The sequence below is a fragment of the Phreatobacter sp. genome (assembly GCF_022843985.1).
Classification (GTDB): Bacteria; Pseudomonadota; Alphaproteobacteria; order Rhizobiales; family Phreatobacteraceae; genus Phreatobacter.
This window is the reverse complement of the sequence record NZ_JALHMP010000024.1, coordinates 1-15,636: the sequence shown is the minus strand read 5'-3', so window position 1 is coordinate 15,636 and position 15,636 is coordinate 1. Positions and strand designations below refer to the sequence as shown.

Genomic DNA, 15,636 nt, shown 5'->3' with positions numbered 1-15,636 from the left:
GATCCTTTCAGTCGCGGAGAAGGCGGAAGGTCTGCTTGCCGGTCTTCAGCGTGCGGGCCGGGGTGAAGGCGCGGCGGATCGATTCCGGCCATGCGCCGAAGGCGCGCTCGGACACGCCGAACGTGATCTCGATGTAGTCGGTGGGGTTCTCGCCCTCGGCGCGGATGGTCTCGACGAGCGCGGCGAGTTTCGCCTGATCCCACTCGACCCTCTTGGGAAGATCGGCTACGACCGTCACCGAGCCGTCGGCAAAGCGGACCGTGCCGGTATCCTTCGCCATGGCGATCCGCGCCTGCGAAGCGCGCTCGCCGTAGCGGAGCCCGATGGCCCCATCGAGCCAGTCCTTGAGGGTCTTGGCTGCCTTCAGCGCGGCGTCGGCTTCTTCATGGAGGAGAGCCAGTTGCTCGGCGGGCAAGGCCACGATGTCGCCGATCTGCATCTGCCGGAGCGCGTCGAGGGTGATGTGGTTGGGGATCGTCATCGCCACCCTCACGCCGACTTGAGGGCAGGCTTGACGGCCGTGCTCGCGCGAAGCTGTTCCTTCTCGTAATCCTCGACGTCTTCGAGCCGGTAGACGACCCGCCCGCCGATCTTGATGTAGCGGGGGCCTTCCCCCGACCACCGCCAGCGCTCAAGCGTGCGGTGGCTGATGTTCCAGCGAGCGGCGAGCTCGATCTGGTTCAGATGCCTGATGGCCATTGCAGGGCCTCCGTTAGAATGCGCCTCGACTTGTCCAAACGCCCGGAGACGCTCGGATATTCGTGCATTTTCAACGGGTTGAGCCCTGATCGATATGATCAGCGTTGACTTTTCTTGTGACGGGCAAACGCAGAAAAGCCCCGGAAACCGGGGCTTTCACGACACGAGTTGTGACATCGAATGGGACTGGCTGTGACGTCGGCGGGTTATCCGGGCCGCACGGCTCGGTCTGCCGCGCGTACGTCGGCAACGGAGATTTCCCGGCATTCGGGATTGATGCGGTAGCCCGCGCGCTCCTTGGTTTCAATGAAGGTGTTCTGATCCATCGGGATGCCGAGATTCACGGCCAGGGGTTCAATTGCCTTTCGGAGGCGGCTTACCTGCTGGCGCAAGGACTGCTCATCGATGTTCATCACTGCTGCGAGATCGGGCGCTCGAATGAATGGAACCTCTGCTGATGTTGCTTTGGCCGAGCGGAAGTTGGTGATGAGTGCCAGAACGATCCGGTAATTCGCTTCATCAAGCCGGTCGCCGCCGTGGAACAAAATGCGCGCGTCGGTCTCGTCGACCGCGAATTCGAGAACAGGCGCGCTGAGCCGATCAACGAAGGCCTTCACCTGTGCGTCATAGCCCGACGGAGGCTCGGTTACGACACCGTTCCGGTTGAAGCACATTGCCAGCAATGATCCGGAGGGAAGCTCGTTTCGGAATAGCGCCGTTCGATGCTCGACAAGCGCGCCGGTAATCACCTCCTCGACAGCCTTGGCCTGACGCTGAAACATTTCATGGAGTTTCGAGCTGGCCGCGTCCGCAGTCAGATCAGGGAAGTGGCCAATTGCAGACGTGACCTCGGGAAAGTCGACGACGAACCTGTCCTTGCTGGTTGCAGAAATCTTCTGAAAAAACGCGACGTAACTCAGCGCCATTCGAAGATCATCGTCCGCACTGCGATCCGAAACAAGCAGATCACACGCGTAATTTCCAGACGGTTCGTGATCACCCAACCCTGCCGACAGCACTGCGAAACGACGATCAATGCACTGAGAACATACTCCGCAGTGCTTTTGCTTCCTGGTCCACGTCCGAGGTCGCGTGCAACTTGCTGTCTGGGCAAGCATGTCTGAAAGGCCAGCCGCAGATATGAGCCGGGTCACTTCCTGCTTTGTCATCCACTGCAACGGCGTCTGTATCTCGATCGTGCGGTCAAGGAGCAACGAGAACAGCGACTCCAGCCCGCGCAGCACTTGTGGGTGGGTGGTTCGCGTCGCGCGGCCACCAACGACATCCCCCGCCAGCGGCGGATTTACGCTGACAACCCCGTTCTCATAAAACGTGAATCTGTCCTTGCCGGCCATCCTCGCTACAACAATGCCGAGGCAAGCGAACAGAAATGACCGCGTCCGTTGCGTGAATTCATGGGCCCGCTCATTCTCGTTGCTGACCCAGACCGGAATGTATGAAACCTGCCGATCAAATCCTCGTTTCCTCAGGCCCTCGATCAGGTTCTCTTGAACGGCACGAACTTTCGTCGACGAGTAGTGTCCAACCAGCGTGACGGACTTCCCCATCTTGACGATGTCGTGGGCGGTCCCGGCAAAGGAATCGATGCCTCCCGAAAACAGGGCGACCTGGTCGTGCTCGAAGGTCGTGTCGATGAGGTCTGAAAAATACAACTCTTTCGGCTGGGCAGGGGCCTCAGCCTGGCGAAAGGTGAATTCATAGCTGTCGTCCGACAGAAACCCGAGGGTCTTGGCCAGTTGGTCCTGAACATCGGGATCCTGCCAGACATTGAGTTGCCGCACAGGAATGGAAAAATGGAGGCTTCGGCGCCAATCCTCTCCGAAGTTTGTCAGCATGTCGGAGCCGCGGCGCAACCTCTGATCGGCGCAATAGACGTAAGAAGCGACCTCCAGCAGATCGATCAGCAGATCCGGCACGTTTCCGAGCATGGTCCTACTGATGTAGTCGATACGCAGGTTGACGTTCTTCCCGGCTCCCTGGACGTCCATGGCGATTGCGTCAGCGGCCGATGGCCGAGTGACGCCGCACTCGATCGAGAAGCGCTTCACTGTGCCCCCTTCCTGATATCGAGTTCGATACGGATCTTGTCGACCGCATGGGCGGAGAAGCGCTTCACGTCGTCCTTCGATATCTGCTTGCCGTCCTTGTAATGGTTCTTGCCCAGCCAATCTCTGGAGAATGCCCGCATGATAAGCGCTGCCTCGTCACAGTGACGCCGGATAGATTCGTTGAAGGCGCGCAGATCGTGAACAGACCGCGCAACGCGCTCAGCGCCGACCATTTTGTGCAAATTGCGATCAACGTAGTAATGGATCACCCTCTCTACAAATTTTGAGTAAAAGCCGTGTGCAAGCGCTGAAAATTGCTCTGTTCCCTTCAACGCAGCCAAGGATGTACGGATGTCGTTCGCAGTTGGAGCCCAGAGCGAGGGCAATGAATTACTCAGGGCCTCTCCCAAGGCGGAAAGGCCAGCCTGCCGGGCGATCTCGCCGAGATCCGTCGAATGTGAATGGTGACTACGTTGAGCTCTTTCGAGGCATTGATCATATGCAACGAGGACGTCTGACACGCTTGATAGATTTGGATCCCTTACCCCGATCGTTGCCAAGGATTCCGCGCTGTTCTTTGCGGCTGCTGCCTGCGGCAGGCTGATCAGAAGCCAGAGCGCCTCGATAAACACCTTGTCATTCAGGGCTGCCTTGAGTGCATCGCGACCGAACTCGGTCACCTGGTTGACCAGCTCGGCGGTCGGTGTTCCGCCGGACACCAGATACTTGATGATATCTGGCAGCATCTTGAATGCTGGTAGTTTCCCAAGGCGCTGATGCCCCATTCCATCATCTTTCGAGCAGCTCTATTGGTCGATCAGTCTCTCATTCCTGTAAGTCTGCGTTTGCATTTTGGGGCTCCGGTGAAACCTGCCCTGCAGATGAACAACTGCAGGACTGATTCGCCGGGAAGAGGTTGCTTGGAAGTCTGCGATACCCGCGCCGATGGAATCAACAGTTGCGAAGCAATATGAATGATTTCGACCTGCTTTGCAGAAGTTAGATAACCATCTGATTTTGCTTGTTTTATTATGATCAATGCCTAGCGTTTCACTCATGCGAAACGCTTTCGATCCCCACTGCGCGGAGACTGGCCCCAACGCCTTGCGCCCCGAACTGATGAGCGATGCCGAGCGGCTCGATGAAGCCGCCGAGATCCTCGCGCGCGGCATCGTCCGGCTTCGGCAGCGGCGGGAGGGACGACCCACACCTTTATCTCGCGAGTGCGGAGACAGTTCGGTGGACTTCACCGCCGACCGACGCCGTCATGCGGACACGCAACTCGGCGGAGACCGCCCATGAACGATCCCGTGCTGGCGCGCGTCGCCGCCATCAAGACCATGCCCACGCCCGCCTTGAAGACGATGTGGCGCGATCTGCATGGCACTGAAGCACCGCCGTACAACCGGCGCTTCCTCGAAAGCCGTCTGGCCTACCGCATCCAGGAACTCGCCTATGGCGGGCTCAAGCCCGAGACGGTGAAGCGGCTGGATGCGCTCGCGCGCGGCGTCGAAGACACCAACCCCAAGACGCGGCGGATTCGGACTGACCGCAAGCCGGTTGCCGGCACACGGCTGCTGCGCGAGTTCCATGGCGTCGAGCACATCGTGACGGTCACGGTCGACGGCTACGAATACCAGGGCCGCCCCTACCGGTCGCTGTCCGCGATCGCGCGCGCGATCACCGGCGTGCAGTGGAACGGCTGGGTGTTCTTCGGGCTGAAGAACGCGGGGCGCGGCACATGAGGCGCGCAACGTCCCCGAGCCCGCCGACGACGAAGATCACGCCGAAGGTCCGCTGCGCGATCTACACCCGCAAATCGTCCGAGGAAGGGCTCGACATGGAGTTCAACAGCCTCGACGCGCAGCGCGAGGCCTGTTCCGCCTATATCCTGAGCCAGAAGCCGGAGGGTTGGGTTGCGGTCGCCGACCGTTATGACGATGGCGGGATCTCCGGCGGCACGCTGGAGCGTCCGGCGCTGAAGCGGCTCATCGCCGACATCGAGTTCGGCAAGATCGATGTGGTCGTCGTCTACAAGATCGACCGCCTGTCGCGGTCGCTCATGGACTTCGCCAAGCTGGTTGAGGTGTTCGAGCGGCGCGGCGTCACTTTCGTCAGCGTCACGCAGTCCTTCAACACGACGACGTCGATGGGGCGGCTGACGCTCAACATCCTCCTGTCCTTCGCCCAGTTCGAGCGCGAGGTCATCGGCGAGCGCATCCGCGACAAGGTCGCAGCCTCGCGCCGGAAAGGCATGTGGATGGGCGGCTACGTGCCGCTCGGCTACCGCGTCGAGAACCGCAAGCTGCTCGTCAACGAGGAAGAGGCGGCATCCGTGCGTCTGATCTTCGAGCGCTTCGTGAAGCTCGGATCGATCAAGCTGCTGATGGGGGAACTGCAAGCGGCCGGAATCCGCAGCAGGCGCGGCTACATGCTCGACAAGGGCGCGCTCTACAAGCTGCTCAACAACCGGGTCTATATCGGCGAGGCCGTCCACAAGGGCGAAGCCTATCCCGGCGAGCACGAGGCCATCATCAGCACCGATCTCTGGCGGCGCGCTCACGCCATCATGGGCGAGAGCCCGCGCATGCGCGCCAACCAGACCCGACTGTCGGGGCCGTCCCTGCTGCGAGGCCTGATCTTCTCGCCGAATGGAGACGCGATGTCGCCGAGCCACACCCGGAAGGGCGATCGGCTCTACCGCTACTATGTCACGCAGTCGGTCTTGAAGCGCGGACCGGGAACATGCCCGGTGGGCCGGGTTCCTGCCGCCGAGATCGAGACGGCGGTCATCGAGCAGCTTCGCGGCTTCCTGCGCGCGCCGGAACTGATCGTGCGGACATGGATGGCCGCGACAAGGCACGACGATCGCATCACCGAGGCCGAGGTTCGCGACACCTTCGAGCGGCTCGATCCCATGTGGGACGAGTTGTTCCCCGCCGAGCAGGCGCGCATCGTCCAGCTTCTGGTCGAACGGGTCGACGTGAAGGTCGACGGCATTGCGATCCGCCTCCGCACCGGCGGGCTGACCAAGCTGCTGGGCGAACTGCAGACCTTCCCCGACCGAAAGGACGCGGCCTGATGGCGAAGGGCGCTCTCCTCCACGATGCGGGTGCGCTCACCGTCACCGTGCCGATGACATTCCGGAAGCGCGGAGGCCGCAAGCTCGTCATCGCACCGAACGGGGCCGATGCGTGGGCGCTGCCGCGCGCCCGCATCGACAACACCATGGTCAAGGCGCTGGCCCGCGCCCATCGCTGGAAGAAGCAGCTCGACAGTGGCCGCTTCCAGACCGTCCAGGACCTTGCCGAGGCCGAGAAGATCAACCCGTCCTACATCGCCCGTGTCCTGCGCCTCACACTGCTCGCGCCGGACATCGTCGAGGCGATCCTCGACGGGCGGCAGCCGCCGGGATTGCAGCTGGACGACCTGCTGGTGCCGTTCCCGGTGGAGTGGGCAAAACAGGAGTCTTTTTTGGGCGAACTGGGCGGCCAAAGATAACGCGGCTAACACCGCGAGTCTCAACCGCACTCAAGGCACTTGATCGAACGCCTCGTGTGAATCAAAGTGATGCACTCTGTTGCATTTCGAATCGAGCCGGCGTAGAGAACAAGACAGGAACATATCTGGGTGCGCCATGAGCGGTAAAGCACAAAAATTAGGACCTCGCGTCACAGTTAGCGTGAAACGCGGTGACTACGATGCCTTGAACGCAATCGCGGATAGAGACGATGTCTCCGTCTCCTGGGTGGTTCGAAAGGCCATCCAAGATTTTCTGAGTCGGCACCGACAAGTCACTTATAGAAAGCCAGAGGGTAAGACTTTGCGCGCAATAGATAGAGCGTAATTGAATTGGTGATCGGCGAGGCATAATATGAAATACGCGCGCACTCCGAAGTCGAAAGGCACCTCATCAATGAGAAGTGCGATTGTTGATGCGTTGTATAGAAAGCCTTTGGAATCACGGCGTGGCGGCGCATTATTTAATGCATTTCCTTATCCGACAAAGATATCGCCTGAAGCGGTTGCGCTTTATATAGCGGCCCACACCGCGCCGGGTGATACCGTTTTTGATGGGTTTGGCGGCAGTGGGACGACCGGCCTTGCTGCTTTGCTTTGTGGGCGACCGACGGACGACATGCGCGCCGAAGCGACACGTCTTGGGCTGGACGTGCAATGGGGCGCACGAAATGCCATTCTATATGAGCTGGGTGCTCTTGGCTCATTTGTCGGCCGGACCCTGACCCATCCGCCCGATCCCGCCGCGTTCAGGAAGGCGGCCGAAGACGTGTTGGCCGCAGGCGAGAGCGAAGACGGCTGGATGTACGAGGCGCGCGACCCCTCCGGTGCGAAAGGCTCCCTTCGTCATCTGATCTGGAGCGACAAGCTGCACTGCCCTGCTTGCCGGGGTGTCGTCACCCTGTGGGATGCGTGTGTCGCGCTCGATCCGGCAGAGATTTCCTCCACCTTCTCTTGCCCGAAATGCGGCCATCAAGAGCCGCTGGACGGTGTGCCGCGGGTGACGGTGCAGGAACGTGACGACGTATTGGGTGAACAGCGCGCCCTGCGTGGGCGGACGATGGCCCGCGTCTATGGTTCGACCGGAAAAAAACGCTGGTCGCGTCCGGCCACAGCTGCCGACCTAACGCTTATCAAGAAGATCGAGGCCGAGCCGATCCCGTCATGCGTGCCGCAAGCGCTGATCCCTTGGGGCGACCTCTACCGGAAAGGCTACCATCAGGGCGTTACGCATGTTCACCATTTCTACACGCGGCGTAATCTCATCGTTTTCGCCCGCATGTGGGAACGCGTGGAATCCTATCGCGGCGCGCTCCGCGAGGGGCTACGCTTCTGGCTGCTGAGCTACAACGCGGCGCACGGGACGATCATGACGCGCGTCGTGGCGAAGTCCGGTCAAAAGGACCTAGTTGTCACCAGCGCCCAGCCCGGCGTGCTGTATGTCAGCGGCCTGCCGGTCGAGAAGAACTTTTTTGCAGGATTGCGGCGCAAGCTGACGACGATTGCGCAGGCGTTCGAGACCATTCACGGCGGCAGCGGCAAGGTCGAAGTTGTCCACGGTTCCAGTTGCGATGTCGCGCTGCCATCCGGGAGCATCGACTATGTGTTCACGGACCCGCCCTTCGGGGCGAACATACCCTATGCCGAACTCAGTTTCATAAACGAGGCCTGGCTCAAGACGTTTACCGACCGCACGGACGAAGCCATCGTGAGCCCGGACCAGGGCAAGGCCATCGACGAGTATAGGGAATTACTGACCCGGTCGTTCAGCGAGGCCCGCCGGATATTGAAACCGTCCGGCAAAGCCACGATGGTTTTTCATTCCGCGTCCGCCGAAGTCTGGAACGCCTTGCAGCGCGCCTACCAGGATGCCGGCTTCGACGTGGAATATGCGGGGGTTCTCGACAAGAAGCAGGGCAGCTTCAAGCAGGTCACGACCGAAGGGGCCGTGCGCGGCGACCCCGTGCTCCTGTTGGGGCCGCGCCGCAAGGCCGAGGCCCGGATCGAAAGCAAGGCCGGGGCGGACGACTGTGTATGGACCGTCGCGACGGCCCTTCACCGCGCGGCGACCGCCGCGCATGATCCGGCCGAAGCGACGGCGCAGAGGCTGTATTCCCGCCTCGTAACGCATTTCCTCAGCCATCATCAGCAAGTCCCGCTCGACGCTGATGTCTTCTATCGCTGGTATGCAGAGCAAATGCCGCCGGGAGTTTTATGCAGTGCCGGCGACTGACGCGGTCAGCGCGATCAGGTCCTCGGCGCGCTCCTTCGAGGAAGGCCTGCCGCCTGCCCAGCGGAAGCGCCTCGGGCAGTTCTTCACCGGATTGCCGCTGGGGACACTGCTGGCGCACATCGCGCTCGCCCCCGATGCGCGCGCCGTGATCGATCCCATGGCCGGTCACGGCGACCTACTCGACGCGGCCGCATTGACGGCGCGGGCGCGAGGTGCCCGGCTCGGCCGGCTGGACGGCATTGAGCTCGACCCTGAGACGTCCGCCTTCTGCGGCCGTAGGACCGCGGCGTTGAAGGCGGACGGTGCCGTCGCCGCTGCCCGCATTGTCACGGGCAGCGCCTTTGATCCAGCAATCGTCGCTGCGCTGGACGCGTCCGGCTACGATCTTGTCATTACCAATCCCCCGTATGTGAGATACCAGTCGCAAAACGGGAACGGTGCCGGTGTCGATGACGTGCGCCGGGGCCTGTCCACGATCGTGGACGCGCGCGTGGCCGGCGGCGAATGCGCGCTCTGGCAGGCGCTGGTTGAAGGATATTCGGGCCTTGCCGATCTTTCGGTGCCGGCCTGGCTCCTGTCCGCCCTGCTGACGCGTCCGGGCGGCCGCCTAGCCATGGTCGTTCCCGCCACCTGGCGCTCGCGCGACTACGCCGATGTCGTGCGCTACCTGCTGCTGCGCGCGTTTTGCCTTGAATACATCGTCGCCGATACGCAGCCGGGCTGGTTTTCGGACGCGCTGGTGCGCACTCACCTTTTGATCGCGCGGCGGCTCTCATGGGACGAGGCCCAAACCCCCGTGTCGGGTCGGCTGTCATTGTCGGCCGCACACTGGCTGCAAGTAGCGCCGGCGGCGGCGGGCGGAGAGTCCCTGGTGGGGAGTGCCTTCCCCGGGCCGGAACCGGAGCGGGATTTCGCAACCTGGGCGCGCGCGGCGAACCGGGAGGTTCCGGGCATCGAGAGCCGCCCGTTTGCGCTGGATGAGGAATGGCGAACGCTGGAGCAGCGCCTTGGACGCAAGAGCTGGTTTCAGAACGCCGAAAACCGGCGCGACGCGCTGCCGCTTTTTTCAGTCGGGGAGGCAAGGCCGGCGGCGATGCCGGAAGGATTGCGCGACATGCTGCCGCCCGGCGCGGCGCCGGCGCGTCTCCAGACGCTTCAACGGGCGGGCATCCGGGTCAGCCAGGGCCTGCGTTCGGGTTGCAACCGGTTTTTCTATGTGACGCTTGTTGGTGAGGATGAGAACGAAACCGTTACCGTCGAAGCGTCGGAGAGCTTTCAGAACATGCGTTTCCGCGTTCCGGCGGCGGCGCTGCGGCCCGTTCTCCACCGCCAGGCGGATATGGAGGCCTTTGCAAGCGGCTACCTTCCGGTAACACGCGTGCTCGATCTGTCGGACTGGGTCCTGCCGGAAGACATGCCGGCCGTCATTGAAGCGGCGGAAGCTTACCGCAGGCAGGGCATGTTCGTGCCGCGCGTCATGCCGCCCGAGCTGGCATCGTTCGTGCGGCTCGCCGCCCGGTATGCGCTGGACCCCAAAGAGCCAGCGCGATTCATTCCCGACCTGTCGGCGGTACGCACCAATGTCCGCCGGCCGGCCAACGGCCGCGACGTTCCGCGCTTCTGGTACATGTTGCCAGCCTTCACCGCGCGCCACCTCCCCGTGATCTTCACGCCGCGGATCAATCACGGGACACCGGTCGTCGCGCTCAATACCCAGCCGCCAATCCTGATCGATGCCAATTTTTCGACCCTGTGGGCGGAAGAGAGGAAATGGACAGCTCACGCACTTTACGCCCTGTTCCACAGCAGTTGGTGCCGGGCAGCGATGGAATCTGTCGGCACGCCGCTTGGCGGCGGCGCGCTAAAGCTAGAAGCAACGCACATTCGCCAGGTGCCGATTCCGCCATTGTCCGAACGGGACTGTGAGAGAATCGCCACGCTCGGACAGCAGCTGGCCGCGGCCGTGCCGTCAACCCGGCACGAGATCGACATGTTCATCCTGGCCGCTGCGTTGCCCGGCAGCGATGAACACGACCTCAAAGCGGCGGCGCGTCATATCGACTCCCGACTCGAGGCCGCGTGTGCCGCCCGTCAAAGGACCGTTCATGACAGCTGACATTGCCCGCATTCGTGAAACCATCGGTCGCTGCCGCATGCTGCGGGACGCGGGCCGTGTCGAGGCGGTCCTGCGCAGCGAGTTCCAGGGGCGGCTGCGGCTCATGTTTCCCGACACCGCGCATGAAACCTGGATCAACAACTACACCGAAGGGACCGAGGCGCATACCAAGGTCGGCACGGGATCGGGCAAGGCCGCGTCCCGGTTCATAGACAATCTCGTGGGATCGACCACGATCGAATACGAATCCGACCTGCGCAACACGGCCAAGCGCGACACCGGCTACGCGCAGGTGCAGGAGCAGGCGGCGGGGCTCGTCCGCGCAGGCATGCCGGTTTCTATGGTCCGGGGCGTGCTGTCCGACACGGTCGAATGGTACGCCTACGATGCCGTGCTTGCGCCTGCTGTCAATTCGTCCGCCTGCACCGCTGCCGATATCACGCTCGTCGTCGTTGACGAACTGACGCTGGCCGATGACAGCGTCCGGTCCGCCGAGCAGCTCGGCGCTTTCATCAGGAAGCATCTGGCGCGCGAACAGTCCCGGCCCCTGCGCGCCGAATTCCTCGCTTCCGATCTTGGCATGGATTCGGCCGCATATAAGAGCAGCGCGGGGCCTTTGTCGCTGTTGGTGAACGAGGGGCGCAAGGCCGATCCGTCGGCGAGCCTGGCGACCGACCTCTGGTCCCGCTTCGTCGATCACCTGGAGGGGCCGGCGGGCACCTTCCGGACCGCCGCGTTTGTCGATGAAGCCTACGTAACGCTGCTCGCGCGGCTGCTGAGCGCGAACGTGCTGACGGGCAAGGCGCTTCTCAGCACGGACGACGAGCTGAAGGCGATGCTGAACGGCGCATTCTTCCGCAACAATTTCCAGCTGGAGAATGTGGTCGAGCAGGACTATTTTGGCTGGCTTCTCGGCCCGTCCTACATCGACCGGCTCGTCGCGGTGGCCCGCGACCTCCAGCGAGATCTCTATGCTTATGATTTCAGCTGGTATCCCGAAGAGGATTTGTTCGGCCGCCTCATGGCGCAGCTCGCCCGGCGCAGCCAGCGCAAGCTGCTCGGCCAGGAATGGACCCCGCACTGGCTCGCCCGCCTGCTTGCCGACCGTTGCATCGACGGCCTCCCGGCAGGGGAAATCCCCCGGATCGTCGATATGTGCTGCGGGTCCGGCACGATGCTCGCGGAAATCATAAAAGCGACGCGGGACCGGTTCGGCTTTGCCGCGATCGAACAGCTTGAGGACGTTGCGACCGGCTTTGATATCGACCCGCTGGCCGTCAGCCTCGCGAAGGCGACATGGGTCGTCAGCCTGTCGGCCGAGATCAAGGCGGCGACGAAACCAATCGTCATCCCGGTCTATCACGCGGACTCGCTGTTCGCCGTTACGCCGGTTTCCGCGTCAGTTCCCTTGGTCGGCGAAAGCGACACCATTCCGGTTTCCCTCGACGGCACGACTATCCAGCTGCCGACGGCGCTGGTGCAGCCGGCCTACCGGGAGTTTTTCGACCGGATCGTGGACTGGGCTTACGACGAAGCGCGCGATGCGCAGCGGCGCGGAACCGTCGCGGGCTTCAGCAAGGCCGACGCGGACAGCTTTCTCGACGGCACGATCGAGGCGTTCGGGATCACATTGCCGCCGGACCTTCGCAAACAGCTTTCCGGCGCGCTTTTCCCGCTGGCGCATCGCATGGCTGAACTGGCGGTCGCCGGGCGCAACGGCATCTGGGCGTTCATCCTGCGCAATACATACAGGCCGGGACTCCTGACCGGCCACTTCAACGGGCTTGTGTCCAATCCGCCATGGCTCGCCATGAGCGGGTTGGCCGACAATCCCTACCGGGACCTGCTGAAAGGCAGGGCGAAACTCTACGGCATCCAGCCGGCGGGACAGTCCTTCCTTCATCTTGAGCTGGGGACGATGCACCTGCTTCACGCCATCGACCGCTATCTCGGGCCGGATGCCTGCGTCGCCTGTCTCGTGCCCGGCACGGTGCTTAACGGAGACCATCATGAGCGGCTGCGGCGGCATGACTTCCTGGCAAGCGACCGTCCCGTGCCGTTCGACATCGCCGAAGTCTGGCAGGTCGCGCCCGGCACCTTCAAGTATCCCGGCGCGGCGCTGGTCGGATACAAGAGAGCGGACACGACCGGGCTTCCGCAGAACGCGTTCGCCGGCTTCGTCGCGACCGATGCGGGGCTGGATGCCGCAGGCTTTTCAGTTCGTACTATCGGGTCGGCGCGCAGCGCCTGGGTGCTCGAAAAGGGCGGCGGTGCGGCCGTGGCCAGCGGCGGGGCAGACCTGCCGCAGCAGGGGGCCGATCTTATGCCGCGCACGGCTGTATGCGTGGACATCGTTCAAAATGCGGGGCCGGAATACCGTGTCGATACGCCGACCCGCGCTTCCGCATGGGGGTTTACCATCAAATCCGCCAAGGAGATGGCGACCGAGCGTTTTCCCGGCCATGTCGCACCGCGCTTTATCTATCGCATGGCGCAGTCGGAAAACCTGCTGCCATTCGTTCTCGGTGCCCATCGCGCGCCCATGGCTTTGCCGGCGCTGCGCGCGGCCGGCGGGACATGGAGTATTCTCGACGAGTCTGAAATCCGCCGCCAGGGATTTACCCAGACAGCGCGGCGCTTCGCCGCGATCAACCAGAAGCTGAAAACGGTCGGGAAAGGAAAAACGCTCCAGCAGCGCATCGACGAACGGGGCAAGCTGTCCAAACAGGTGTTCGGGGCGGCCGGGCATCTCATTCTGGCCGGGGCTGGCGGCAAGATAATCTGCGCGGCGTGCCTTCCGGTGGCGCGGGCCCTGGATCTTGTCGTCGATCAGACCCTCTACTGGAAGGTCGTCGCGGACGCGGACGAGGCCTGGTACCAGGTCGGCATGCTCAACAGCGTGGCCCTGACCAACGCCACCCTCGCGTTCAACCCGAAGGGAGATTTTGGCGAACGGCATCTCCACACGCTGCCGTACAGGATGATGCCTGCATACGATGCAGGCAACGGCGACCACCGGAAGATCGCGGCCCTCGCGAAGGACATTGCCGTACTTGCCGAGGGCCATTGCACGACTGACCCCTATCTGGCCGACCCTGCCAAAGCGCTGACAGCGCGCCGCCGCAAATTGCGCGCGCTGCTCGAAGGATCGCCGCTCCTGGTGCAGCTTGAAACGCTGGCCCGGTCTGCTCTTGCCGGCACATCCACCGCGTCGACCGGCGGGACCGGCAGCGGGGCGCAGGCACCGGCATGCTGATCGTCCAGAATGCCGCGGAACCGGCGAGCTTGCGCAACGCTCTTGTCGATATCGTCACGGCGGGGACGATCGATATTCGCGTGGCCTCTGCTTACGTCACGCTCGGCGGCGCAAACATACTGCTGTCCGCCGTCGCGAACGCTGTGGGTCCTGCCGCGTTCGCGGCGATGCCCAAGACTCTTGTTACATCGTTCGATTTCGGCCTCACCGAACCACAGGCATTGCAGCATTGGCGCGCGCTGGCGAACGCCACAGTTTTCGTCTCCGGCGCGCAGAGACTGGCGCAGGGTTCGCTTATGCCGCAGCGTGCCTTTCACCCCAAGTTTTATGTCTTTGGCCGCGATCCCCAAACATGCAGCACGCTGGTCGGCTCGGCGAACCTTACGAGCCGTGGCTTTAGCGTGAACACGGAGGTGGCATGGGTGCAGCAGAGCATTCCTCGTGCCAATGCCGATGCTGCCTTTGACAAGGCGCGTTTTGAAACGACCGCTCTCACCGACGACTTGCTCGCAGCCTATACCGCTCTGCGCCAAGCCCAACCGCCGCCGCCCGAGATCGAGCAGGAGGCGCAACCTGTAGCAGCGCCGGCACCTGTCGCCGCTGCCGCGCTGCCCCTGTTCAGGCTCGCTATCGCGAACGGAGCCATCAACCCGGCCGATTACGCGGCCATGTGGGTCCACGGTGAGGCCCTTCAGGGCGGATCGAGCAACCAATTGGAATTGCCGCGCGGGGGCCATCGGTTCTTCGGATTTGTGTTCGACCAGTATGACTATCCGCATAATCTAACGATTGGTGAGCCCGTCCTCCGTAGCGGCACGCGCGTCTGGAGCGATCGGCGATTGACCTGGCACGGCAACAACCGGATGGAGAGGATGAACCTGCCAACGGCAGCCCAAGGCGGATTCGATTATGCTGATACAGCCGTCATGTTCCGACGACTAACGGATGGGTCGTTTGAGCTTATCGTAACACCATGGGAATCCGATCTTGCGCGTGCTTGGCGGCAGGCATCAGCGCAAAGACAAACCCTCTTCCGCCTTGGCGAAATCGCATCAAACAGAATTGTAGGTCTAATCTAGCTACGGCTTTTTTGCAGTCATTGGATTACTGAAGAAAACTCGAAATCCCGTCCCGGCCTGATCGCCTAACCGTATGAAGAAGCGAGAGTTTCTGTCCGTATCGTGCGGGCTTCAGTCCACAGGTCGGGAGAGAAACGGGCCATTCGGAGAATGCGGCCCGGAGTTCGCGGGCAGCGCAGTGCAGAGGTCGAACCTGCAAAGCCTTTGGAACGTTGCGCTTTCTTCTGCCGCACCGTGCGCTGCGAGACGCTTCACTTGAAGTTAATGGCGGACAGGGCGGGATTCGAACCCGCGATACGGTTCCCCGTATACACACTTTCCAGGCGTGCGCCTTCAACCACTCGGCCACCTGTCCACGAAAGGCGCTGCATAAAGGCGCCGGTGGACAATTGCAAGGCGCGACGGACGTTTCCCCGGCAACGCCTCTTCTGGCATGACTTGCAGGGCCGCGGCGGTGCCCATCGCGCGAGCCGCACCCTGCCGCCCGGCGCGCGGTGCCTACCGGCGCAGGAACCATTCGGTGAAATGGCGATTGTCGTCGCGCGGTACCGACGCCATCACCCTCGGCATCGCCCCGGAGGTTGCGGCACGGGCGCCGGCTGTCCGCGGCGCGCCCTGTGCCGTGCGGGTGCCGGCGGGCAGGGCGGCCACCTGGCGGCCGGGCT

General features: G+C 62.7%; 12 protein-coding genes and 1 tRNA gene. 8 read left to right on the top strand and 5 right to left on the bottom strand.

Translation table 11 applies throughout. The features are described from left to right. Positions 1-7 precede the first annotated feature (7 nt). From Q0C57_RS15780 to Q0C57_RS15765, 4 genes are all read right to left on the bottom strand, one after another. Positions 8-481 carry a hypothetical protein gene (locus Q0C57_RS15780; protein WP_296577465.1) on the bottom strand — a complete coding sequence of 158 codons (474 nt, stop codon included), beginning with the start codon at positions 479-481 and terminating at the stop codon, positions 8-10. Between the two features lie 8 nt (positions 482-489). Next, entirely contained in the window at positions 490-699 is a 210-nt protein-coding gene (locus tag Q0C57_RS15775; RefSeq protein ID WP_296577463.1) for a helix-turn-helix domain-containing protein, read from the bottom strand. A gap of 206 nt (positions 700-905) precedes the next feature. After that, positions 906-2,768 carry a 7-cyano-7-deazaguanine synthase gene (locus Q0C57_RS15770; RefSeq protein ID WP_296577462.1) on the bottom strand — a complete coding sequence of 621 codons (1,863 nt, stop codon included), beginning with the start codon at positions 2,766-2,768 and terminating at the stop codon, positions 906-908. Continuing rightward, positions 2,765-3,553 carry a hypothetical protein gene (locus Q0C57_RS15765; protein WP_296577460.1) on the bottom strand — a complete coding sequence of 263 codons (789 nt, stop codon included), beginning with the start codon at positions 3,551-3,553 and terminating at the stop codon, positions 2,765-2,767. Before Q0C57_RS15765 ends, Q0C57_RS15770 begins: the two co-directional genes overlap by 4 nt. Before the next feature lie 513 nt (positions 3,554-4,066). Here Q0C57_RS15765 and Q0C57_RS15760 point away from each other — a divergent pair. The 8 genes from Q0C57_RS15760 (at position 4,067) to Q0C57_RS15730 (ending at position 14,971) form a co-directional block, all read left to right on the top strand. Next, entirely contained in the window at positions 4,067-4,513 is a 447-nt protein-coding gene (locus Q0C57_RS15760; protein WP_296577459.1) for a DUF2924 domain-containing protein, read from the top strand. Beyond that, positions 4,510-5,850: a recombinase family protein gene (locus tag Q0C57_RS15755; RefSeq protein ID WP_296577457.1), complete on the top strand. Its 1,341-nt coding sequence runs from the start codon at positions 4,510-4,512 to the stop codon at positions 5,848-5,850. Before Q0C57_RS15760 ends, Q0C57_RS15755 begins: the two co-directional genes overlap by 4 nt. After that, the gene (locus Q0C57_RS15750) at positions 5,850-6,269 is read left to right on the top strand and encodes a hypothetical protein (protein WP_296577455.1); all 420 of its coding nucleotides are present in this window, start codon (positions 5,850-5,852) and stop codon (positions 6,267-6,269) included. Before Q0C57_RS15755 ends, Q0C57_RS15750 begins: the two co-directional genes overlap by 1 nt. A gap of 136 nt (positions 6,270-6,405) precedes the next feature. Further along, a complete protein-coding gene (locus tag Q0C57_RS21140; protein ID WP_366937838.1) occupies positions 6,406-6,615 on the top strand; it encodes a ribbon-helix-helix protein, CopG family in 210 nt (69 codons plus the stop codon). 27 nt (positions 6,616-6,642) lie between these two features. Beyond that, positions 6,643-8,520, top strand: coding sequence for a DNA methyltransferase (locus tag Q0C57_RS15745; RefSeq protein WP_296577453.1), 1,878 nt, complete (start codon positions 6,643-6,645; stop codon positions 8,518-8,520). Further along, positions 8,507-10,636, top strand: coding sequence for an N-6 DNA methylase (locus tag Q0C57_RS15740; RefSeq protein ID WP_296577452.1), 2,130 nt, complete (start codon positions 8,507-8,509; stop codon positions 10,634-10,636). The genes Q0C57_RS15745 and Q0C57_RS15740 overlap by 14 nt, the downstream gene beginning before the upstream one ends. Beyond that, on the top strand, positions 10,626-13,892 hold the full coding sequence (locus tag Q0C57_RS15735) for a hypothetical protein (protein WP_296577450.1): 3,267 nt from the start codon (positions 10,626-10,628) through the stop codon (positions 13,890-13,892). The genes Q0C57_RS15740 and Q0C57_RS15735 overlap by 11 nt, the downstream gene beginning before the upstream one ends. Beyond that, a complete protein-coding gene (locus Q0C57_RS15730; protein WP_296577448.1) occupies positions 13,886-14,971 on the top strand; it encodes a phospholipase D family protein in 1,086 nt (361 codons plus the stop codon). The genes Q0C57_RS15735 and Q0C57_RS15730 overlap by 7 nt, the downstream gene beginning before the upstream one ends. 265 nt (positions 14,972-15,236) lie before the next feature. Here Q0C57_RS15730 and Q0C57_RS15725 read toward each other — a convergent pair. Further along, positions 15,237-15,326: transfer RNA gene (locus Q0C57_RS15725), tRNA-Ser, on the bottom strand. Positions 15,327-15,636 lie beyond the last annotated feature (310 nt).

Excerpts from the sequence above, each read along its gene's own strand:
- Q0C57_RS15780 (WP_296577465.1), bottom strand. The coding sequence starts at position 481 with ATGACGATCCCCAACCACATCACCCTCGACGCGCTCCGGCAGATGCAG.
- Q0C57_RS15775 (WP_296577463.1), bottom strand. The coding sequence starts at position 699 with ATGGCCATCAGGCATCTGAACCAGATCGAGCTCGCCGCTCGCTGGAAC.
- Q0C57_RS15765 (WP_296577460.1), bottom strand. The coding sequence starts at position 3,553 with ATGGGGCATCAGCGCCTTGGGAAACTACCAGCATTCAAGATGCTGCCA.
- Q0C57_RS15760 (WP_296577459.1), top strand. The coding sequence starts at position 4,067 with ATGAACGATCCCGTGCTGGCGCGCGTCGCCGCCATCAAGACCATGCCC.
- Q0C57_RS15755 (WP_296577457.1), top strand. The coding sequence starts at position 4,510 with ATGAGGCGCGCAACGTCCCCGAGCCCGCCGACGACGAAGATCACGCCG.
- Q0C57_RS15750 (WP_296577455.1), top strand. The coding sequence starts at position 5,850 with ATGGCGAAGGGCGCTCTCCTCCACGATGCGGGTGCGCTCACCGTCACC.
- Q0C57_RS21140 (WP_366937838.1), top strand. The coding sequence starts at position 6,406 with ATGAGCGGTAAAGCACAAAAATTAGGACCTCGCGTCACAGTTAGCGTG.
- Q0C57_RS15745 (WP_296577453.1), top strand. The coding sequence starts at position 6,643 with ATGAAATACGCGCGCACTCCGAAGTCGAAAGGCACCTCATCAATGAGA.
- Q0C57_RS15735 (WP_296577450.1), top strand. The coding sequence starts at position 10,626 with ATGACAGCTGACATTGCCCGCATTCGTGAAACCATCGGTCGCTGCCGC.
- Q0C57_RS15730 (WP_296577448.1), top strand. The coding sequence starts at position 13,886 with ATGCTGATCGTCCAGAATGCCGCGGAACCGGCGAGCTTGCGCAACGCT.